Below are 18,635 nucleotides of genomic sequence, written 5' to 3'. Positions count from 1 at the left end.
GGAGGGCTGGTGCATGACTGCGCCCCCGTCGGGGACGCGACGAGCCAGGCTACCCCGGTCGTCCCCCGCGGTGGAAATCGTCGGGCGGCACCACGGCGCGAGCCACCAGGCCGCCGAGCACCCCGCACGCTCCCGCCGCGACGACGGCCCCGGGCACCGACGGCCACGGGTCCGCGCCGGTGGCGGCCAGGAGCAGCGCGACGACGGCCGCGACCAGCAGGCCCGCGAGCAGCGCGCGCCACGCCTGGGCACGAGCGCGCCGACCCAGCAGGTGGGCCAGCAGGTGCGCCAGCAGGTGCGCCAGCAGCTGGGGCGGCAGGGCCACGAGCGGGCCGCAGAAGACGCCGACGACCAGGCCCGCCACGGCGCCGAGCGGTCCCGCGACGGCGACCAGCGGGAGCGCCGCGAGCAGCCCCGCCGCCGCACCGGTCACCACCGCGGCGACGGCGCTGTCGAGGTAGGCCCGGGAGAGGTCGTCGATCGTCACCCGGCGCTCACCGCCCCGGCACCACCACGTCGAGCACGCCGGCCACCCGGTCGACCAGGCCGGCCGCGCCGGGCAGGCGCGAGACCCGCACGGCCTGGGCCAGCAGCGCGACCGAGCGCTCCACGAGCAGGTGGGTGCGCCGCTGGCCGGGCGTCTCGTCGGCCACCCAGTGCAGTGTCAGCAGCAGGTGGGAGAGCCAGAGCAGGTCGGGCAGCACCGCCGCCAGCCGGCGGGGGACGCGCGGCTCGGCCCCCGCGACCACCTCGGCGTGGATCGCCCGGGAGAGCTCGCGCGCCGGACCGGACTCCTCGCTCAGCGGGCTCGCGGCGGCCCCGGGCACCAGCGCCGTGCTGACGAAGGCCTGGCCGAAGGAGTGGTACGGCGCCACCACCTCCAGGTAGGCGCGCTCCACGGCCAGGAGACGCTCGGCGAGCGAGCCCCCGGGGACCAGCACGGCGGCGGCCCGCGTCCGGTGGTCGCGCTGGATGCGCTCGTAGAGCTCCTGGACCAGCTGGTCCTTGCCGGCGAAGAAGTAGTAGGCGTGGCTGGGCGCCACCCCCGCCTCCGCCGCGACCGCCCGCATCGTGGTGCCGGCGTACCCCTGCGTCTCGAAGAGGCGCAGCGCCGCGTCGACGATCCGCCGGCGGGTCTCCTCGGCACTCATGGCCGCACGTCCCCGTGCTTGTCTTTGAACACGTTCAAACCCTAGCGCGCGGCGCCGCTGTCGGCCAGCGCTCGTAGGGTGGCGTCATGTCGCAGATCGCCATCGGAGCCCACGTCGAGCAGACCGACCCGGTCGCGGAGGCCCAGGCGCGCGGCACCACGCTGGTGCAGTTCTTCCTCGGCGACCCGCAGGGCTACAAGGGACCCGAGATCCGCTACGAGGGAGGCGCCGCGGCGCTGCGCGCGGCGGCCGAGGCGGCCGGCGTCGACCTCTACGTGCACGCCCCCTACATCGTCAACGTCGCGACGACCAACAACCGCATCCGGATCCCCAGCCGCAAGCTGCTGCAGCAGCACATGGACGCCGCCGCCGAGATCGGCGCGAAGGGGCTGATCGTCCACGGCGGCCACGTCAACGCCTCCGACGACCCGGCCAAGGGCTTCGACAACTGGCGCAAGGCCATCGAGGCCACCGAGCTGCGGATCCCGCTGCTCATCGAGAACACCGCGGGCGGCGACAACGCCTTGGCGCGGCGGCTCGACCGGATCGCCGGGGTGTGGGACGCCGTGCAGCGGGCGGAGGGGGCCGAGCAGGTCGGCTTCTGCCTCGACACCTGCCACGCCTGGGCCGGCGGCATCGAGCTGGCCACCGCGGTGGAGAAGGTGCGCGCGATCACCGGCCGGATCGACCTGGTGCACGCCAACGACAGCCGTGACGGCTTCGACTCCGGGGCCGACCGGCACGCCAACTTCGGCCACGGGCAGCTCGACGAGACCGAGTTCGCCGCGATCGTGCGCGAGGCGGGCGCGCCCGTCGTCTGCGAGACCCCCGGCGGGCCCGAGGAGCACCGGGCCGACTTCGCGTGGCTGCGCGAGCACGGCGTCTGAGCCGGCCGCGGCTCTCGCGCCGCGCCCTGCTCGCGGGTGGCGTGGGCGGCGCCGGCCTGCTGCTGGCCGGGTGCGGCGGCGACGAGGCCCGGGAGGCGGAGGTCCCCGCGGCGCCGCGCGGCACCCGTCGTGTCACGTACGGCGACGACCCGTCGCAGGTGCTCGACCTGCGGGTGCCCTCGGGCGCCGCGGGTCGCGAGGCCGCCGCGACGGTGGTGCTGATCCACGGTGGCTACTGGCAGCCCGCCTACGGTCTCGACCAGCTCGACGAGGTCGCCGAGCTGCTGACCGAGGGCGGCTACGTCACCGCCAACCTCGAGTACCGCCGCACCGGCGACGGCGGCGGCGTGCCGGCCACCCTCGAGGACGTCGCCGCGGCGATCGACGCGCTCGCGCCCCTCGACGTGCCCGACACCCTGGTCGCGCTCGGCCACTCCGCCGGTGGCCACCTCGCCGCCTGGGCGGCGTCCCGGAGCGGCGACCTGCCCGGCGGCGCCCCGCGGCTCCCCCTCGCCGGGGCGATCTCGCTCTCCGGCGTGCTCGACCTGACCGCCGCCGCCGGCGCCCCCGGCTCGAGCAGTCCGGTGCAGGCCTTCGTGGGCGGCACGCCCGAGACCGTCCCCGCGGCGTACGCCGTCGCCGACCCGGCGCTGCTCCCCCCGGCCTGCCCGGTGTGGGCGGTGCACGCGGTCGCCGACCAGGTGGTGCCGCTCTCGCAGAGCCGCTCCTACGTCCGGTCCGTGACCGCCGCCGGGGCGCAGGCCGAGCTCGTCGAGGTCGACGGCGACCACTTCACCGTGGTCAGCCCCCGGGCCGCGTCGTGGCAGACCGTCGAGCGGCTGCTCGGTGAGGCGGCCCGCGCAGGCGTGTCCTAGGGTTCACGGGTGGTCGAGGTCAGGACGATCGGTGCCGAGGAGCACCGCGCGTACGTCGACCGCCTGACCGCGGCCGGCGGCGCCGCGAGCTTCCTCCAGACGCCCGGCTGGGCGGCGGTCAAGCCCGAGTGGCGACCGGAGTCCGTCGGCTTCCTCGACGGCGGCGAGCTGCGCGGCGCGGCCCTGGTGCTCTACCGGCAGCTGCCCCGGCTCAAGCGCTACCTGGCCTACCTCCCCGAGGGCCCGCTGCTCGACTGGGACGCGGCGGCGCCCGACCTCGGGGCGTGGCTCGGGCCGCTGGCGGCGCACCTGAAGGCCCAGGGTGCCTTCGGCGTGCGGATCGGCCCGCCCGTCGTGACCCGCCGCTGGAGCGCCCAGCAGGTCAAGGAGGGCATCGCCGACCCCGAGGTCACCTCGCTGACCAGCCTCACCCCGACCGCCACCCACGAGACCGGGCTCCGCGTCGTCGAGCAGCTCCGCGCCCTCGGCTGGCGCTCGCAGGCGGTGGCGGGCGGCTTCGCGATGGGGCAGCCGCAGTACAACTTCCAGGTCCCGCTCGCCGAGCCCGACGGCACCCCGCGCACCGAGGAGTCGGTGCTCAAGGGGATGAACCAGCTGTGGCGGCGCAACATCAAGAAGGCCGCCAAGGAGGGCGTCGAGGTCGAGGTGGTCTCGCCCGGGGCCGACAGCCCCGAGCTGCGCGCCTTCCACGAGCTCTACGTGCACACCGCGGAGCGCGACCACTTCACCCCGCGCGCGGCGTCGTACTTCACCACCATGGCCGGGGCGCTCAACGCCGATCAGCCCGACCGGCTGCGGCTCTACCTCGCCCGCCACGAGGGCGACCTCGTCGCCGCCACGCTGTGGATCCGGGTCGGCGCCCACGCCTGGTACTCCTACGGCGCCTCCTCCACCCACAAGCGCGAGGTGCGCGGCTCCAACGCGGTGCAGTGGCAGATGATCCGCGACGCGCTCGCCGCCGGCGCCCGCGTCTACGACCTGCGCGGCATCACCGACACCCTCGCCTCCGACGACAGCCACGTCGGGCTGGTGCAGTTCAAGGTCGGCACGGGCGGCGAGGCCGTCGAGTACGCCGGCGAGTGGGACCTGCCCCTCTCCAAGCCGCTGTACGCCGCCTTCGAGCTCTACCTGCGGAGGCGTGGCTGATGTCGCTGGTGCTGCGCGTCGACGGCCCCCGCTGGCGCGCCCACCTGCGCGGCACCGCCGACCGGCTGCCCGGGCTGGTGCCCGTGGCCAAGGGCAACGGCTACGGCTTCGGGCTCCCCCGGCTCGCCCGGCGCGCCCAGTGGCTCGGCGTCGACACGGTCGCGGTCGGCCTCTACGAGGAGCTGCCGCACGTGCACCAGCGCTTCGACGGCGACCTGCTGGTGCTCTCGCCGTGGCGTCCCCACTCCGCCGCACCCGCTGGGCTCGGCGTCGACGAGCGCCGCGTGGTGCACTCCGTCGGCCGGCTCGCCGACCTCCTCGCCCTCGCCGAGCGCGGCCGCGCCGACGGCCACCGCCCGCGGGTCGTGCTCGAGCGGGTCACCTCGATGCTGCGCCACGGCATGACCGACGACGAGCTCGCCGAGGCCGCCGCCACCGTGCGGCAGGGCGGCGTCCGCCTCGAGGGGGTGGCGCTGCACCTGCCGCTCCCGCCCGCCCGTCCGGGGCACGCGGCGCCGTCGCACGTGCACGAGGTCGAGCGGCTGCTCGCCGGTCCCGGGCTGCAGGCCGTGCTCGCCACCACCGAGCGTGCCCGCGTCTGGGTCTCCCACCTCGACGACGCCGAGCTGGAGACGCTGGCGCTGCGACACCCCGGGCTGAGCTGGCGCCCGCGCGTCGGCACCTCGCTGTGGCTCGGCGAGCGGACGGCGCTCCGGGTCACCGCGACCGTGCTCGACGCCCACGCCGTGCAGCGCGGCGACACCTACGGCTACCGGCAGCGCTCCGCGCCGCGACGCGGCACCGTGCTGGTGGTCTCGGGCGGCACCTCCCACGGCGTCGGCCTCGAGGCGCCCACCGGCCAGGGCACCCTGAAGGCCCGCGCGGCGACGCTGGCGCGCGGCAGCCTCGACGCCGCGGGCTTCGTGCGCTCGCCGTACGTCGTCGGCGGCAAGCACCGGCTCTTCGCCGAGCCGCCCCACATGCAGGTCAGCATGCTCTTCCTGCCGCTCGGCGCCCCGGTGCCCGAGGTCGGCGAGGAGATCGACGTGCGGCTGCGCTACACGACCACGGCCTTCGACCGGGTCGAGGTCTCCTAGACGCTCACCGCGCGCACGGTAGGGGGCCAGACCGGGTCGGTGCGCACCACGTCGTGCTCCGGGCGGAGCACCTCGCGGACGACGACGGCGACGAGGACCAGCTGGGCCGCGAGCCGCACCCAGATGGCGGCGTCGTAGGTCGGCGTGCCACCGCTCCCCGACTCCAGGTAGCCCGCGAGGTAGGCCCACACCATCCAGAAGTAGAGGACCTCGCCGGCCTGCCACACCAGCAGCGTGCGCCACCGGGGGTGGGCGAGCACGGCGAGGGGCAGCAGCCAGAGCACGTACTGCGGCGAGTAGACCTTGTTGACCAGCAGGAACGCCGCGACCACGAGCAGCCCGAGCTGGGCCAGCCGCGGCTCCTCCGGCGCCACCAGGCCGAGCACCGCGACCGCCACGCAGGCGCCGCCGAAGAGCACCCACGACCAGGCGTTGATGGTCTCGGGGGTGAAGCTCGCGCCCGCGTGCGTGAGGGCCAGCCAGACCGAGCCCAGGTCGGCACCGCGGTCGGCGTTGAAGGTCCAGAAGACCTCCCACCGCTGCGCCGAGCCGAGGTACGCCGGCGCGTTGACCAGCAGCCACGTCACCACCGCGGCCGCGAGCGGGTGCAGGAAGAGGCGCGGGTCGCGCCGGCGCACGGCCAGCACCAGCATGGGTCCGAGCAGGAAGAGCGGGTAGAGCTTGGCGGCGGTGCCCAGGCCGACCATCACCCCGGCCGTCACCCCGCGCCCGCGCTCCCAGGCCCAGAGCGTGGCGGCGACGCAGAGCACGGCCAGCAGGTCCCAGTTGACCAGTCCGGTCAGCAGCAGCGAGGGGGCCAGCACGAAGGGCAGCGCGTCCCAGGGGCGATGACGGTGCGCCCGGGCGAGGAACCACACCGCCCCGAAGCCGGCCAGGCCGAGCAGCACCGCGGTGACGAGGAAGTAGCTGTCGGTCTCCTCCGCCATACCCGGCAGGCCCCAGACCTCGCCCGGCGCCGCCGCGCGGCGCTCGGCCTCCGCGGGGCCGTCGTGGGCCACGGCCCGGGTGAGCTCGCCGGCGGCGTACGCCAGGTAGGAGATGCCGACGGGGTACTCCATGGCCTGGTAGCGACCGCCGTCGTCGGCGTAGGGCCACCAGCCCTCGGCGAGGCCGCGGCCGGTGTAGAGGTAGGGCACGTCGGAGTAGCAGCCCTTGCCGTAGCGCGCCTGGTCGTCACCCCAGCCCCCCGCCAGGCAGGGGACGTGGTGCACCACCGACAGGGTCAGCACCACGGTGTAGAGCGCGAGGAGCACGCGCAGCGGCGTCCACCAGCGGTGCGGCCGGCCGTGCCGGCCGACGGGCCCGCCCGCGACGTCGGCGAGGGCGACCGCCACGGGGTCGGTGCGCGTGGGCGCGACGGCTCCCTCAGGTGCCGGGGCGCCCCCCGGGGTCATGGCTCGACGGGCAGGACGTCGTCGCCGCGGCCCCCCTGGTTGCCGCCCTGGTCGCCGCCCTGGTCGCCGCCCGGCTCGGGCTCGGGCTGCGACGGCTCGGCGGGCTCGCTGGGCTGGGTCGGCTCCACGGACGGCTCGGGCTCCGGCTCGGGCTCGGGCTCGACCGACGCCGAGTCCTCGGGCGCGGGCGACTGCTCCTCCTCGTCGTCCTCGGGCGGTGCGGGCTCCGGCTCCGGCGGCGGGGTGTAGGGCTCGTGACCCTCCTCGGGCGCGGTGCCGTCGAGGAAGACCGGCGGCGGGAAGGACTCCACCTCCCGGCCCTCCATCAGCCGCGCCATGATCGCGGTCCAGGTGCGCGCGGGGTACTCCCCGCCGTAGAAGGTGGGCAGGAAGCCGTTGAGCGCCTGGTTGCCCTTGCCGCGCACGTACATCACCGCGGTGCTCACCTGCGGGGTGTAGCCGACGAACCACGACGACGAGACGTCGCCGTCGTCGTTGGTGGCCGTGCCGGTCTTGCCCGCCGCCGGCCGACCCAGGTTGAGCGCGTTGAAGCCCGTGCCCGCGCTGACCACCTGCTGCAGGGCGTAGCTGACGTCGGCCGCGATGTCCTCGGAGAAGGCCCGCTCGCTGGTGTCGTTGACCTGGTAGAGCGCCTTGCCGTCGCTCGCGCGCGACACCTTGCGGATCAGGTGCACGTCGCGGTGCACCCCGCCGCGGGCGACCGTGGAGTAGGCGCTGGCCATCGCGATCGGGCTGATGGTGGCCGAGCCGAGCGAGATCGCGTTGTTGGGCTCCAGCCCGGGCGCGTTGCGGGGGATGCCCATCTTGACGGCCATCTCGAGCACGTCCTCCGGCCCGTTGGGCAGGGCGTCGGTGAGGTCGGCGTACGCCGTGTTGACGGAGTTCTGCGTCGCGCTCAGCAGGCTGATCGCGGAGCCGAAGTTGGTGCCGGTGCCCTCGCCCTGGTTGCCGACCTCGCCGCCGTCGTCGAAGGTGTAGGGCGCGTTGCCGTCGAAGGTGTCGCGCAGCGAGAAGCCGGATTGCAGCCCGGCGGCGAGGGCGAAGGTCTTGAAGGACGAGCCCGGCGACCCGCCGAGCCGCGCCCAGTTGAGCTGGCTGTCGAGGTAGTTCTGCCCGGCGAAGAAGCCCAGCAGCGCGCCGGTGCGGTTGTCGACCGAGGCGCTCGCGACGTGCAGTCCCTTGAGCCCCTCGGGCCGCTGCTCCTCGACGCCCTCGCGGTTGGCGGCCATGGCGCGCTTGGTGAGCGTGGTCTCGACCCGCAGCCCGCCGGACTCGATGTCCTGCTCATCGAAGCCCAGGCTCTCCAGCTCGTCCTTGATCATGGTCAGCATGAAGCCGCGCTGCTCGCCGTAGCTGTTGGCGGTGTTGCGCTGGACGATCTTGGGCAGCCGCTCGCGGGCGCGCTCGGCCCGGGTCGCGTCGAGCGCGTCCATCTCGACCATGCCGTCGAGCACGTACTGGTAGCGGCCGAGCAGACGCTGCCGTGCCTCGCGACCGCCGTCCGGGGAGAGCGAGCTGGGGTTGTTGAGCACGGCCGCGAGCATCGCCGACTGCCGCACGTTGAGCTGGTTGGCCGGCACCCCGAAGAAGGCCCGCGACGCCGCCTGGACGCCGTACGCCCCGCGACCGAAGTAGATGGTGTTGAGGTAGCCCTCGAGGATCTCCTCCTTGGAGGTCTCCTCGTGCACCTTGAGCGAGAGGAAGGCCTCCTTGGCCTTGCGGCCCAGGGTGCGCTCCTGGTTGAGGTAGAGCAGCTTCACGTACTGCTGGGTGATCGTCGAGGCACCCTGCGTGGCGTTGCCCTGGGCGTTGGAGAAGGCCGCGCGGACGATGCCGCGCGGGTCGATGCCGCGGTTGCTGTAGAAGGTGCGGTCCTCGGCCGCGATCGCGGCGTCCTGCATCGACTGGGGGATCTCCGCCAGCGGCACCGACTCCCTGTTCTGCTCGGCGAAGGTGCCGATCCGCTCCTCGCCGCCGGAGTAGTAGACGTAGCTCGCCTGCGCCTCGAAGGCCGCGTTGGCGGTGGGGATCTCGGTGTTGCGGTAGCTGAAGTAGAAGACGCCGGTCGCCACCAGCACGAGCACCAGCCCGGTCACCAGCAGCCACGTCATCGCGCGGCGTACCCGACCCGGACGCTTCGTGGCCGTGGCCCTGCCCGCGGGGGCCTTCGCCGCCGGGCCCTTCTTCGCCGGGGCCTTCTTCGCCGCCGCGGACCGACCGGTGCCGGCGCGGGACGACCCGGCGGGGCGCTTTCCGGGCGGCATCGCGGACTTGCTCACGGGCGCCTCCTGGGCGTGGGTCGGTCGGGACGGCGGGGGAAGGACAGGGGTCGTGCGGGGGGAGGGCAGCACCGGGCGCCCGACCGACGAGCGTACGGGGTGATCGCCGCCGGACCAGCGTGAAAGTCGACACGCCGGGGCCGCGCGGCCGGTGGATATATCATTGCGATACGTTCTACCGATGTAACGCGTTCTCCCGGGACGCCCACGAGCAGCCGAGCGGCGAGGAGGTGCGGATGACCAGCAAGTCAGCCACCCTCGAGCTCGCCGTGCTGGGCCTGCTCCACGAGTCACCGCTGCACGGCTACGAGCTGCGCAAGCGGCTCAACCTGCTGCTGGGCTGGAACCGGCTGCTCTCCTACGGTTCGCTGTACCCCGCGCTCAAGCGGCTGCTCCGCCGCGGCATGGTGACCGAGGCCACCAACCTCGACCCGGCCGTCACCCGCCGCCAGCGCATCGTCTACCGGCTCACGCCGGCGGGTGAGCAGTTCTTTGCGGGCCGCATCACCGAGGTCGGCCCCGCCGCCTGGGACGACGAGGGCTTCACCACCCGCTTCGCGTTCTTCTCGCGCACCGACGCCGACGTGCGGCTGCGCGTGCTGGAGGGCCGCCGCAGCCGGCTGCAGGAGCGGCTCGACCGCGCCCGCAGCAGCCGGCCGCCCACCGGGCCCGTCGACCGCTACGTCGACGAGCTGCGGCGCCACTCCATCGAGTCCGTCGAGCGCGAGCTGCGCTGGCTGACCGACCTGATCGAGGCCGAGCACTCCGCCCGCGAGGGTCCGAGCGTCGGCCACACGGAGCCGTCACCGGCCCCCGACCCACCCCCGACCAGCCCCACCCCCGATCCGCGACCCACCGCATGAGCAAGCAAGGAGTTCCCATGGCGAAGATCCGCGTGGCCATCGTCGGAGTCGGCAACTGCGCCAGCTCCCTCGTCCAGGGCGTCGAGTACTACAAGGACGCCGACCCCGAGGCCAAGGTGCCCGGCCTGATGCACGTCAAGTTCGGCGACTACCACGTCTCCGACGTCGAGTTCGTCGCGGCGTTCGACGTCGACGCCAAGAAGGTCGGCTTCGACCTGGCCGAGGCGATCAACACCTCCGAGAACAACACCATCAAGATCGCCGACGTCCCGCCGACCGGCGTCGCGGTGCTCCGCGGCCCGACCCACGACGGGCTCGGCCGCTACTACCGCGAGACCATCGAGGAGTCGCCGGAGGAGCCGGTCGACGTCGTGCAGGCGCTGCGCGACGCCGAGGTCGACGTGATGGTCTCCTACCTGCCGGTGGGCTCCGAGGACGCCGACAAGTTCTACGCGCAGTGCGCCATCGACGCGGGCGTCGCCTTCGTCAACGCGCTGCCGGTCTTCATCGCCTCCGACCCCGAGTGGGCCGAGAAGTTCCGCGCCGCGGGCGTGCCGATCGTCGGCGACGACATCAAGAGCCAGGTGGGCGCCACCATCACCCACCGCGTGATGGCCAAGCTGTTCGAGGACCGCGGCGTCACGCTCGACCGCACCTACCAGCTCAACGTCGGCGGCAACATGGACTTCAAGAACATGCTGGAGCGCGACCGGCTGGAGTCCAAGAAGGTCTCCAAGACCCAGGCCGTCACCTCCAACCTGCAGGGCAGCCTGGCCGGCAAGGTGCACGACAAGAACGTGCACATCGGCCCGTCCGACTACGTGCAGTGGCTCGACGACCGCAAGTGGGCCTACGTGCGCCTCGAGGGTCGCGCCTTCGGCGACGTGCCGCTCAACCTGGAGTACAAGCTCGAGGTCTGGGACTCCCCCAACTCGGCCGGCATCATCATCGACGCCGTGCGCGCGGCCAAGATCGCCAAGGACCGCGGCATCGGCGGCCCCGTGCTCTCCGCCTCGTCGTACCTGATGAAGAGCCCGCCGGAGCAGCGCGACGACGACACCGGTCGCGACTCCGTCGAGGCCTTCATCCGCGGCGACATCGACAGCTGAGCACCACGGGCGCCCCGTGAGCCCCACCCGTGCCCCAGGGCCGGGCGGGACTCGCGGGGCGTCCGTCGTCGTGCACCCGCAGTAGTCCAGCGGGTCGGGACGCTCGACAGCCGTCGGCGGCGTCCCTACCTTCGAAGCCATGACCGACGGCCAGAACCCCCCGCCGCAGGACCCACCGCCCGAGGGCACCGGCGGCGGGCAGCCGCCGCCACCCGAGTCGTCGCCGTACGGCGCCGCAGCCCCCGGCGGCCCGCCACCACCGCCGCCGCCGCCGCCCGAGGGTGGGTACGCCGCCGCGCCGCCGCCCCCGCCGGGGTCCACCGACCCCAACGCCCGGCCCTACAGCGCTCCGGACTCCATCGGCTACGGCTGGAGCAGCTTCTTCGCCAACCCCACCCCGCTGCTGCTCGGCGCGCTGATCGTCGTGGCGGTCTCGCTCGTCGTCGGCATCGTGGCCAGCCTCTTCGCCTCCGCCCTCTTCGGCGGCCCGCTCGAGCGCGGCCTGGTCGAGGGCTTCCTGTACAACCTCGTGGTCTCGCTCCTGGTCGGGATCGTCGGGCAGATCCTCTACGCCGGGCTGATCAAGGGGTCGCTGGCCCAGGTCGACGGCCGCCCGATCTCGGTCGGGCAGATGTGGAGCGGGCTGAAGTACGCCGACATCGCCGTCGCCGGGATCCTGGTCTCGGTGATGACCTCGATCGGCACCGCCCTGTGCGTGCTGCCGGGCCTGGTGGTCGGCTACCTCGCGATGTTCACGCTCTACTTCGTCGTCGACCAGGGGATGGCCCCCGTGGAGGCGATCAAGGCGAGCTTCTCCTTCGTCACCAGCAACCTCGGCGACACGCTCGTCTACTACGTCCTGGTGATCCTGGTGGTCATCGCCGGGGCGATCCTGTGCGGCGTGGGCCTGCTCGCCGCGCTGCCGATCGCGCTGCTCGCCGGCGGCTACACCTTCCGCCGGCTGCACCAGCAGCCGGTCGCACCTGCCAAGGCCTGATCGGGGAGGACCTCAGCCGTCGAACATGCTGGAGATGCCGCCGCTGCCGGAGCCCGAGGAGGTGGGCTTGTGCTCGTAGGGCTGGACGACGACGAAGCCGGCGCCGTGGAAGGCGTACTGGAAGGCCTCGCCGGAGCCGCCGCGCAGCAGCGAGCCGACCTTCATGCTCGAGACCACCTGCGGGGTCAGGCCCGCGGACCAGGCGACGGCGGCCTGGACGTCGACGTAGGTCGGCTGCCGGCTGCAGTCGAGCACGACCGGTGAGCCGACGGTGCACAGCGCGACGGTGCCGGACCCGGAGAGGGTGGTGTTGAAGAGGCCGCCGGCCATCACGCCCGCACCCTTGACCCGGTTGATGTCCCACTGCAGGGTCGCGTCGAAGGCGAGCAGGTTGGCCGAGCCCACCGAGAGCGCGTCGCTGCCGTCGAGGGCGATCAGGTAGACGTAGCCGGCCTCGTGGGCGAAGAAGACCTCGCCCTCGCCGCGCACCCGCATCAGCGGCAGGTCCTCGCTCGAGACGATCTTCTTGAGCATCCGCCCGACGCTGCCGGACTTCTCGTGCACGAACTCCACGCGACCCTGGTAGGCCACCATCGCGCCCTTGACCGCGAGCACGTCGTCGCCCAGCGCGACCCGCAGCAGCTGGGGGTTCTGCAGCGCGAAGCGGCCGACCCCCTCCCGCTCGAGGTTGCCCTGGTCGAAGAGGTCGCTGCGCATGGGCCGAGCCTAGGAGGCTCAGCCCTCGGCGTCAGCCTTCACGCGGGAGAGCGTCTGCCGCATGCCCTGCTGCAGCGCGCGGGTGAACGCGGGGACCCCGCCCAGCGCGACCTTGGTCAGGCCGGTGGAGATCCCCGAGATGCCCTGGGGCGCCTCCCGACGGTGCACCACCCGGGTCCCCGACGCGGTGGGGGTGAGGTCGAAGGACCAGACGGTGCGGTTCTCGCGCACCCGGAAGGCCACCCGGCGCTCGGGCTCGAAGTCGACGACGCGGGCGCTGGTCGGCCACACCCGCCAGCCCAGCCGGTTGAGGTTGAGCATCGAGGTGCCCTCGGTGATCTCGCCGCGCGCGAAGACCTTCCAGGTCTGGTCGCTCCACCGCGGCATCTGCCGCAGGTCGCTGAGCAGCTCCCACACCCGGGCCGGCGGAGCCGCGATCTCGATCTCGGCCTCGAGCGGGGCGACGGCGGTCTCGGTCATGCGGGTCTCCTCGGTGGGTGGGCGGCGTACGGGTGCTCCAACGGTGCGGGCCGGCGGCGCGTTACGTCGGCGTGGCGCCCGTCACAGCCGGGTCGGAGCAGGTCAGGCCGTGCGCGCGGCCCACCAGGTGCGGAGCGCCTCGGCGGCCTCGTCGTGCTCCAGCGGGCCCCGGTCGAGGCGCAGCTCCAGCAGGAAGCGGTAGGCCTCGCCCACCTCGCGGCCCGGCCCCACCCCGAGCACCTCCATGATCTGGTTGCCGTCGAGGTCGGGGCGGATCGCGGCGAGCTCCTCCTCGGCCTCGAGCCGCTCGATGCGGGTCTCCAGGTCGTCGTAGGCGCGGCGCAGCCGCTCGGCCTTGCGGCGGTTGCGGGTGGTGCAGTCGGCCCGGGTGAGCACGTGCAGCCGGGCCAGCTGGTCGCCGGCGTCGCGCACGTAGCGGCGTACGGCAGAGTCGGTCCACTCGCCGTCGCCGTAGCCGTGGAAGCGCAGGTGCAGCTCGACCAGGGTCGTGACCGCCTGGATCTGCTCCTTGGAGAAGCGCAGCGCCTGCATCCGCTTGCGCGTGAGCTTGGCGCCCACGACGTCGTGGTGGTGGAAGGTGACGCTGCCGTCGTCGAGGAAGCGGCGGGTGCGCGGCTTGCCCACGTCGTGCATCAGCGCGGCGAAGCGGGAGACGAAGTCGGGGCCACCGAGGCGGTGCTCGAGGTCGATCGACTGCTCCAGCACGGTCAGGCTGTGCTCGTAGACGTCCTTGTGGCGGTGGTGCTCGTCGCGCTCCAGCGCCAGCGCCGGTAGCTCGGGCAGCACCTGGGCGGCCAGCCCGGTCTCGACGAGCAGCCGCAGGCCGCGCACCGGGTCGGGCGCCATGAGCAGCTTGACCAGCTCCTCGCGCACGCGCTCCGCGGAGACGATCGAGATGCGCTCGGCCATGTCGGTCATCGCCGCCACGACGTCGGCGTCGACGGTGAAGCCGAGCTGGGCGGCGAAGCGGGCCGCGCGCAGCATCCGCAGCGGGTCGTCGGAGAAGGACGCCTCCGGCGTGCCCGGGGTGCGCAGCCGGCGCTCGGCGAGGTCGACGACGCCGCCGAAGGGGTCCTCGAGCCGCTGGGAGGGCAGCGAGAGCGCCATGGAGTTGACGGTGAAGTCGCGCCGCGCCAGGTCGCCGACCAGGGAGTCGCCGTAGGCCACCTCGGGCTTGCGGCTCGTGGGGTCGTAGGCCTCGGAGCGGTAGGTCGTGATCTCGATGGTCCACTGGCCCCACCGGCACCCGATGGTGCCGAAGGCACGGCCGATGTCCCAGGTCGCCTCGGCGAAGCCGACCAGCAGCCGCTCCGTCACCTCGGGCCTCGCGGAGGTGGTGAAGTCGAGGTCCTGCTGCAGCCGCCCCAGCATCGCGTCGCGCACCGGACCGCCCACCAGGGCGAGCTCCTCGCCCGCCGCCGCGAAGCGCGCGCCCAGCTCGTCGAGCACGGGCGAGAGCCGCTCCAGCTCGGCGCTGACCCGGGCCTGCACGTCGGTGATCAGCAGCGGCTCGTCGGACACGGGAGCACAGTCTAGGGACGTCGCAGCGGGGCTGCTCGGTAGCATCCCCGGCGTGACCCGCCCCGGCCGCAGGACCCGCGCCGGGGCGACGGGGCTGCTGCTGTCGCTGGTGGTCGCGCCCCTCGGTGTCGCCCTCCAGGGCGCCCCGTCGTACGCCGCCGAGACGACGCCCGGCGCCACGCCCACGGGCACCCCCACGGGCACCCCCACGGGCACTCCGACGGGCACCCCCACGGGCGAGCCCGACGAGGAGGAGGCGGTCGCCGTCGCCACGCCGCTGAAGGTGCGGCTGACCTCGCTCTCCCCCGGGGTCGTGCCACGGCGCGGACCGGTCGTGATGACCGGCACGGTGAGCAACACCTCCGAGGAGGCCTGGACCGACGTCAACGTGCTGCCCTTCCTCGGTGACGCGCCCCTGACCACGCGCGACGAGCTCGACCTCGCGGCGCTCACCCCGGAGGAGACCGCCGTCGGCGACCGCATCGACGCCCCGGGGGCCTTCCAGGGGCTCGGCGACCTCGAGCCCGGCGAGCGGGCCGGCTTCACCGTGCGGGTGCCCGCCGACGAGCTCCCGCCGGCGTCGGCACCCGGCGTCTACTGGATCGGCGTGCACGCCCTGGGCACCAACGCCGAGGGTCGCGACGCGGTGGCCGACGGGCGCGCCCGCACCTTCGTGCCCGTCGTCGACCGCGGCGACCTGCCCGACAGCGAGGTGCCCGTGAGCCTGGTGCTCCCGCTGCGCGCGGAGACCACCCGCGGCGCCGACGGCAGCCTGGCCGACCCCGAGGGGTGGGTCGACCTGATCGGCGAGGAGGGCCGGCTCGACCGGATCTCGCGCTTCGCCCTCACCGCCGGCGACAGCCCGCTCACCTGGCTCGTCGACCCGGCCGTGCTCGAGGCGCTCGACGACCTCGGCCGCGGCAACCCGCCGCTGTCACTGGGCCCGCCCGAGCGGGTGCCCGACCCGGACGCCGAGCCGAGCGAGCCCGCGGAGGAGCCCGAGCCCTCACCCACGCCGTCGGAGGAGGCCGAGCCCGAGCCCGAGGAGGCCGGGGTGCCCGACACCGCCGAGGCGTCGACCGCCCGCGGGCTGCTGCGGCGGCTCGACGGGCAGCTCGGGTCGGCCGACGTGCTCGGACTGCCGTACGCCGACGCCGACGCCGTCGCGCTGCTCCGCGAGCGACCCACCCTGCTCGCCCGTGCCCTCCGGCTCGCGCGCGCCACCTTCGAGGCGCGCGACCTCGACGCCGACCCCGTGGTCTCGCCGCCCGACGGCCAGGTCGAGCCGGCGCTCCTCGACGAGCTGGCCGACGACGTCGACCTGCTGCTCTCCGACCGCGGGCGGCTCGCGCTCCCGCCCGGCGCGACGCTCGAGGGGCACGACGTCGTGCTCAGCGACGCCCGTGTGGGGGCCGGGGGCCCGGCGCCGGTGCGTGCCGCCGACCCGCTGGCGCTGCGGCAGCGGCTGCTGGCCGAGACGCTGCTGGAGGCCGGCAGGGCCGACGCCACCGGGCAGTCGCCCCGCCCGGTGGTGCTCACGCTGCCGCCCTCCTGGGACCCCGGGGCCGCCTGGGCCGAGGCCGACTTCTTCGACGCCCTCGAGGTGCCCTGGCTGCAGCTCGACGACCTGCCACCCGCGGTGGGTGAGCTGGAGGGCGGGCTGGCCTACGAGGAGGCCTCTGAGGCGCGCGAGCTCGGGCCGGCCAACATCGTCGCCGCCCGGCGCCTGGTCCGCCAGGGGGTCGCGCTCGACGAGCTGCTGGCCAACGTCAACGACGTGCTCGACCGGGTCACCGGGGCCGCGCTCGGCGCCGTGTCGTACCACGTGCGCGACCGGCCCGGCGACGGCGTGGCCGCGGCCGACGGCCTGCGCCGCAGCCTGACCGCCGACCTCGAGCAGGTCGGCGTCTTCGGCACCGACTTCGTCACGCTCTCCGGCGGCAGCGGCACCCTGACGGTGAGCGTGGTCAACGACCTGCAGCAGCCGGTCACCGTCGGCCTCGACGTCCGCTCCGACGGCGAGGTGCGCGTCGAGCCGGTCGAGCCGGTCGAGCTCGGGCCCGAGCAGCGCGTGACGCTGCCCGTGCCGGTGACCAGCGACGAGGGCGTGCACGACGTCTCGATCGTGCCGGTCACGTCGTCCGGCGTCGTCGCGGGGGCGTCGTACGACTTCGTGCTCCGCACCAGCCAGGTCGGGCGCACCATCTGGTACGTCATGGCCGGGGCCAGCGCGCTCTTCCTCTTCGCGCTGCTGCGCCGGGTGCGGCAGCGGTGGCGGGAGGGGCGCTCGCGACGGCAGCCCGTGCGCGAGGGGAGCGACGCGTGAGCGGGGACGACGAGCAGCACCGCTCGCTGCTCGGCAGCAGCGCCGTGATGGCGGCGGGCACCGTGGTCTCGCGCCTGAGCGGCTTCGTGCGCGGCCTGATGCTGGTGGCCGCGCTGGGTGCGGGCCTGCACGCCGACATCTTCACCATCGCCAACACCGTGCCCAACATGCTCTACATCCTCATGGTGGGCGGCGTGGTCAACGCCGTGCTCGTGCCGCAGCTGGTGCGGGGCATCAAGCACCACCCCGACGGCGGCGAGGCCTACACCAACCGCATCGTGACGCTCGCCGCGCTCTTCCTCGGCGGGGTCACCGTGCTGCTCGTGGTGGGCGCGCCGTGGCTGATGCGGCTCTTCCTCGCCGACGGCTTCTTCGACCCCGGGCGCGAGGAGCAGCTCGACTCGGTGATCGCCTTCGCGCGCTACTGCCTGCCGCAGGTCTTCTTCTACGGCATGTTCGTGCTGGTCGGGCAGATCCTCAACGCCCACCGGCGCTTCGGGCCGATGATGTGGGCCCCCATCGCCAACAACGTGATCTCCGTGGCCGTGCTGGCGGCGTACCTGCTGGTGCACGGCCCCGCCCTCGGGCCCGAGCTCGAGGGCGGCTTCACCCCCGGCCAGGAGGCGCTGCTGGGCCTGGGCTCCACCTTCGGCATCGTGGTGCAGCTGCTGGTGCTGCTGCCCTACCTGCGGGCGGCCGGGGTGCGCTACCGCCCGCGCTTCGACTTCCGCGGCACCGGACTCGGCCACACCCTGCGGCTCGGCGTGTGGACGGTGCTCTTCGTCGTGGTCAACCAGGTCGCCTACACCGTGGTGGTGCGGCTGGCGAGCAGCGGCACGGCCGTGCCCCCGGGACAGGCCGAGGGCACCGGCTACACCGTCTACTCCAACGCCTTCCTGATCACGATGGTCCCCCACTCGGTGGTCACGGTCTCGCTGGCCACGGCGGCGCTGCCGCTGCTCTCGTCGTACGCCGCCGACGGCGACCTCGGCTCGCTCGGCCGGCAGGTCAGCCGCACGCTCCGCTCGGCGCTGGCGCTGATCGCCCCGGCTGCCACCCTGCTCGCGCTGACCTCGCTGGCGGTGGCCCAGCTCGCCTTCGGCTGGGGCAGCGGGGCCGACAGCTACGCCAGCTTCGCCCCCTCGATGGCGCTCTTCGGCCTCGGTCTCGTCCTCTTCACCACGCACTACGTCGCGCTGCGGGGCTTCTACGCCCTGGAGCGGACCCGGCTGGTCTTCTGGGTGCAGTGCGTCGTCGCGGCCACCAACATCGCCGTGGCGCTGCTCCTGGTCCTCGGGGCTCCTCCGGTCGAGACCGCGCCCCGCCTGGTGCTCGCCTACGCCAGCGCCTACGGCGTGGGCGCGGTGCTCTCGCTGCTCGTGCTGCGGCGCACCGTCGGCGACCTCGCCGGCCGCACCCTGCTGCGCTTCGGGGTGCGCCTGGTGCTCGCGGTGGCCGTCGCGGGAGCCGTCGGTCTCGGGCTCCGCACGGGGCTGCACGCGCTGCCCTGGGTCGCCGACGCGAGCAAGGCGGCGGCGCTGGCCGAGCTGCTCGTCGTGGGCGCCGGCTTCGCCGCGGCGTACCTGCTGGCGGCGCGGCTGCTGCGGCTGAGCGAGGTGCAGGAGGTCGTCGCACTCGTCGGCGGCCGGCTCCGCCGAGGACGCTGACGCAGCGGCTCGCGCCGCCGCGGACGATCGCCGGATCCGACC

Annotated in this window: 16 protein-coding genes; 9 read left to right on the top strand and 7 right to left on the bottom strand. The window is 74.2% G+C overall.

Translation table 11 applies throughout. The annotated features are described in order from the left end of the window. Positions 1 to 49: 49 nt before the first annotated feature. Both IG63_RS0107050 and IG63_RS0107045 read right to left on the bottom strand, forming a co-directional pair. Positions 50 to 487 carry a hypothetical protein gene (locus IG63_RS0107050; protein WP_030483670.1) on the bottom strand — a complete coding sequence of 146 codons (438 nt, stop codon included), beginning with the start codon at positions 485 to 487 and terminating at the stop codon, positions 50 to 52. A 7-nt stretch (positions 488 to 494) separates the two neighbouring features. Next, complete coding sequence (locus IG63_RS0107045; RefSeq protein ID WP_030483669.1) at positions 495 to 1,151, bottom strand: TetR/AcrR family transcriptional regulator; 657 nt, start codon at positions 1,149 to 1,151, stop codon at positions 495 to 497. Between the two features lie 86 nt (positions 1,152 to 1,237). On the opposite strand from IG63_RS0107045, the gene IG63_RS0107040 reads away from it, so the two are divergent. From IG63_RS0107040 to IG63_RS0107025, 4 genes are read left to right on the top strand one after another with little or no spacing between them, the layout of a single operon-like run. Beyond that, positions 1,238 to 2,038 carry a deoxyribonuclease IV gene (locus tag IG63_RS0107040; protein ID WP_030483668.1) on the top strand — a complete coding sequence of 267 codons (801 nt, stop codon included), beginning with the start codon at positions 1,238 to 1,240 and terminating at the stop codon, positions 2,036 to 2,038. Next, on the top strand, positions 2,014 to 2,913 hold the full coding sequence (locus tag IG63_RS22595; protein WP_051706327.1) for an alpha/beta hydrolase: 900 nt from the start codon (positions 2,014 to 2,016) through the stop codon (positions 2,911 to 2,913). The genes IG63_RS0107040 and IG63_RS22595 overlap by 25 nt, the downstream gene beginning before the upstream one ends. A gap of 9 nt (positions 2,914 to 2,922) precedes the next feature. Then, positions 2,923 to 4,080, top strand: coding sequence for a lipid II:glycine glycyltransferase FemX (locus IG63_RS22590; RefSeq protein ID WP_030483666.1), 1,158 nt, complete (start codon positions 2,923 to 2,925; stop codon positions 4,078 to 4,080). Further along, complete coding sequence (locus tag IG63_RS0107025; RefSeq protein ID WP_030483665.1) at positions 4,080 to 5,177, top strand: alanine racemase; 1,098 nt, start codon at positions 4,080 to 4,082, stop codon at positions 5,175 to 5,177. The genes IG63_RS22590 and IG63_RS0107025 overlap by 1 nt, the downstream gene beginning before the upstream one ends. Here the strand turns inward: IG63_RS0107025 and IG63_RS0107020 are convergent. Together IG63_RS0107020 and IG63_RS0107015 are read right to left on the bottom strand one after the other, a co-directional pair. Next, complete coding sequence (locus IG63_RS0107020) at positions 5,174 to 6,592, bottom strand: glycosyltransferase family 87 protein (RefSeq protein WP_051706326.1); 1,419 nt, start codon at positions 6,590 to 6,592, stop codon at positions 5,174 to 5,176. The two genes, IG63_RS0107025 and IG63_RS0107020, sit on opposite strands and share 4 nt — an antisense overlap. Continuing rightward, entirely contained in the window at positions 6,589 to 8,892 is a 2,304-nt protein-coding gene (locus tag IG63_RS0107015) for a transglycosylase domain-containing protein (protein WP_084596786.1), read from the bottom strand. The genes IG63_RS0107020 and IG63_RS0107015 overlap by 4 nt, the downstream gene beginning before the upstream one ends. Before the next feature lie 236 nt (positions 8,893 to 9,128). Here IG63_RS0107015 and IG63_RS0107010 point away from each other — a divergent pair, with 236 nt between their 5' ends. From IG63_RS0107010 to IG63_RS0107000, 3 genes are all read left to right on the top strand, one after another. After that, complete coding sequence (locus IG63_RS0107010; protein ID WP_051706321.1) at positions 9,129 to 9,755, top strand: PadR family transcriptional regulator; 627 nt, start codon at positions 9,129 to 9,131, stop codon at positions 9,753 to 9,755. A 17-nt stretch (positions 9,756 to 9,772) separates the two neighbouring features. Further along, positions 9,773 to 10,864, top strand: coding sequence for an inositol-3-phosphate synthase (locus IG63_RS0107005; protein WP_030483661.1), 1,092 nt, complete (start codon positions 9,773 to 9,775; stop codon positions 10,862 to 10,864). 139 nt (positions 10,865 to 11,003) lie between these two features. Next, positions 11,004 to 11,861: a hypothetical protein gene (locus IG63_RS0107000; RefSeq protein WP_030483660.1), complete on the top strand. Its 858-nt coding sequence runs from the start codon at positions 11,004 to 11,006 to the stop codon at positions 11,859 to 11,861. A 12-nt stretch (positions 11,862 to 11,873) separates the two neighbouring features. Here the strand turns inward: IG63_RS0107000 and IG63_RS0106995 are convergent, their stop codons facing one another. The 3 genes from IG63_RS0106995 to IG63_RS0106985 form a co-directional block, all read right to left on the bottom strand. Next, on the bottom strand, positions 11,874 to 12,578 hold the full coding sequence (locus IG63_RS0106995; RefSeq protein WP_030483659.1) for an AIM24 family protein: 705 nt from the start codon (positions 12,576 to 12,578) through the stop codon (positions 11,874 to 11,876). 18 nt (positions 12,579 to 12,596) lie between these two features. Continuing rightward, positions 12,597 to 13,058 carry an SRPBCC family protein gene (locus IG63_RS0106990; RefSeq protein ID WP_030483658.1) on the bottom strand — a complete coding sequence of 154 codons (462 nt, stop codon included), beginning with the start codon at positions 13,056 to 13,058 and terminating at the stop codon, positions 12,597 to 12,599. A gap of 102 nt (positions 13,059 to 13,160) precedes the next feature. After that, a complete protein-coding gene (locus IG63_RS0106985) occupies positions 13,161 to 14,645 on the bottom strand; it encodes a CCA tRNA nucleotidyltransferase (RefSeq protein WP_036194670.1) in 1,485 nt (494 codons plus the stop codon). Between the two features lie 7 nt (positions 14,646 to 14,652). Here IG63_RS0106985 and IG63_RS0106980 point away from each other — a divergent pair, with 7 nt between their 5' ends. Together IG63_RS0106980 and murJ are read left to right on the top strand one after the other, a co-directional pair. Then, entirely contained in the window at positions 14,653 to 16,926 is a 2,274-nt protein-coding gene (locus IG63_RS0106980; protein ID WP_030483656.1) for a DUF6049 family protein, read from the top strand. Next, the gene (murJ, locus tag IG63_RS0106975) at positions 16,923 to 18,593 is read left to right on the top strand and encodes a murein biosynthesis integral membrane protein MurJ (RefSeq protein ID WP_030483655.1); all 1,671 of its coding nucleotides are present in this window, start codon (positions 16,923 to 16,925) and stop codon (positions 18,591 to 18,593) included. The genes IG63_RS0106980 and murJ overlap by 4 nt, the downstream gene beginning before the upstream one ends. Positions 18,594 to 18,635 lie beyond the last annotated feature (42 nt).

This window comes from Nocardioides aequoreus (genome assembly GCF_000720335.1).
Classification (GTDB): Bacteria; Actinomycetota; Actinomycetes; order Propionibacteriales; family Nocardioidaceae; genus Marmoricola; species Marmoricola aequoreus.
The sequence above is the reverse complement of the archived record's forward strand: the minus strand, read 5'-3'. Positions and strand labels throughout refer to the sequence as shown.

What these genes read in the sequence shown, in the direction of transcription:
- IG63_RS0107045 (WP_030483669.1), bottom strand. Translation starts at nt 1,151, where the DNA reads ATGAGTGCCGAGGAGACCCGCCGGCGGATCGTCGACGCGGCGCTGCGC.
- IG63_RS0107040 (WP_030483668.1), top strand. Translation starts at nt 1,238, where the DNA reads ATGTCGCAGATCGCCATCGGAGCCCACGTCGAGCAGACCGACCCGGTC.
- IG63_RS0107025 (WP_030483665.1), top strand. Translation starts at nt 4,080, where the DNA reads ATGTCGCTGGTGCTGCGCGTCGACGGCCCCCGCTGGCGCGCCCACCTG.
- IG63_RS0107020 (WP_051706326.1), bottom strand. Translation starts at nt 6,592, where the DNA reads ATGACCCCGGGGGGCGCCCCGGCACCTGAGGGAGCCGTCGCGCCCACG.
- IG63_RS0107010 (WP_051706321.1), top strand. Translation starts at nt 9,129, where the DNA reads ATGACCAGCAAGTCAGCCACCCTCGAGCTCGCCGTGCTGGGCCTGCTC.
- IG63_RS0107005 (WP_030483661.1), top strand. Translation starts at nt 9,773, where the DNA reads ATGGCGAAGATCCGCGTGGCCATCGTCGGAGTCGGCAACTGCGCCAGC.
- IG63_RS0107000 (WP_030483660.1), top strand. Translation starts at nt 11,004, where the DNA reads ATGACCGACGGCCAGAACCCCCCGCCGCAGGACCCACCGCCCGAGGGC.
- IG63_RS0106995 (WP_030483659.1), bottom strand. Translation starts at nt 12,578, where the DNA reads ATGCGCAGCGACCTCTTCGACCAGGGCAACCTCGAGCGGGAGGGGGTC.
- IG63_RS0106990 (WP_030483658.1), bottom strand. Translation starts at nt 13,058, where the DNA reads ATGACCGAGACCGCCGTCGCCCCGCTCGAGGCCGAGATCGAGATCGCG.
- IG63_RS0106985 (WP_036194670.1), bottom strand. Translation starts at nt 14,645, where the DNA reads ATGCTACCGAGCAGCCCCGCTGCGACGTCCCTAGACTGTGCTCCCGTG.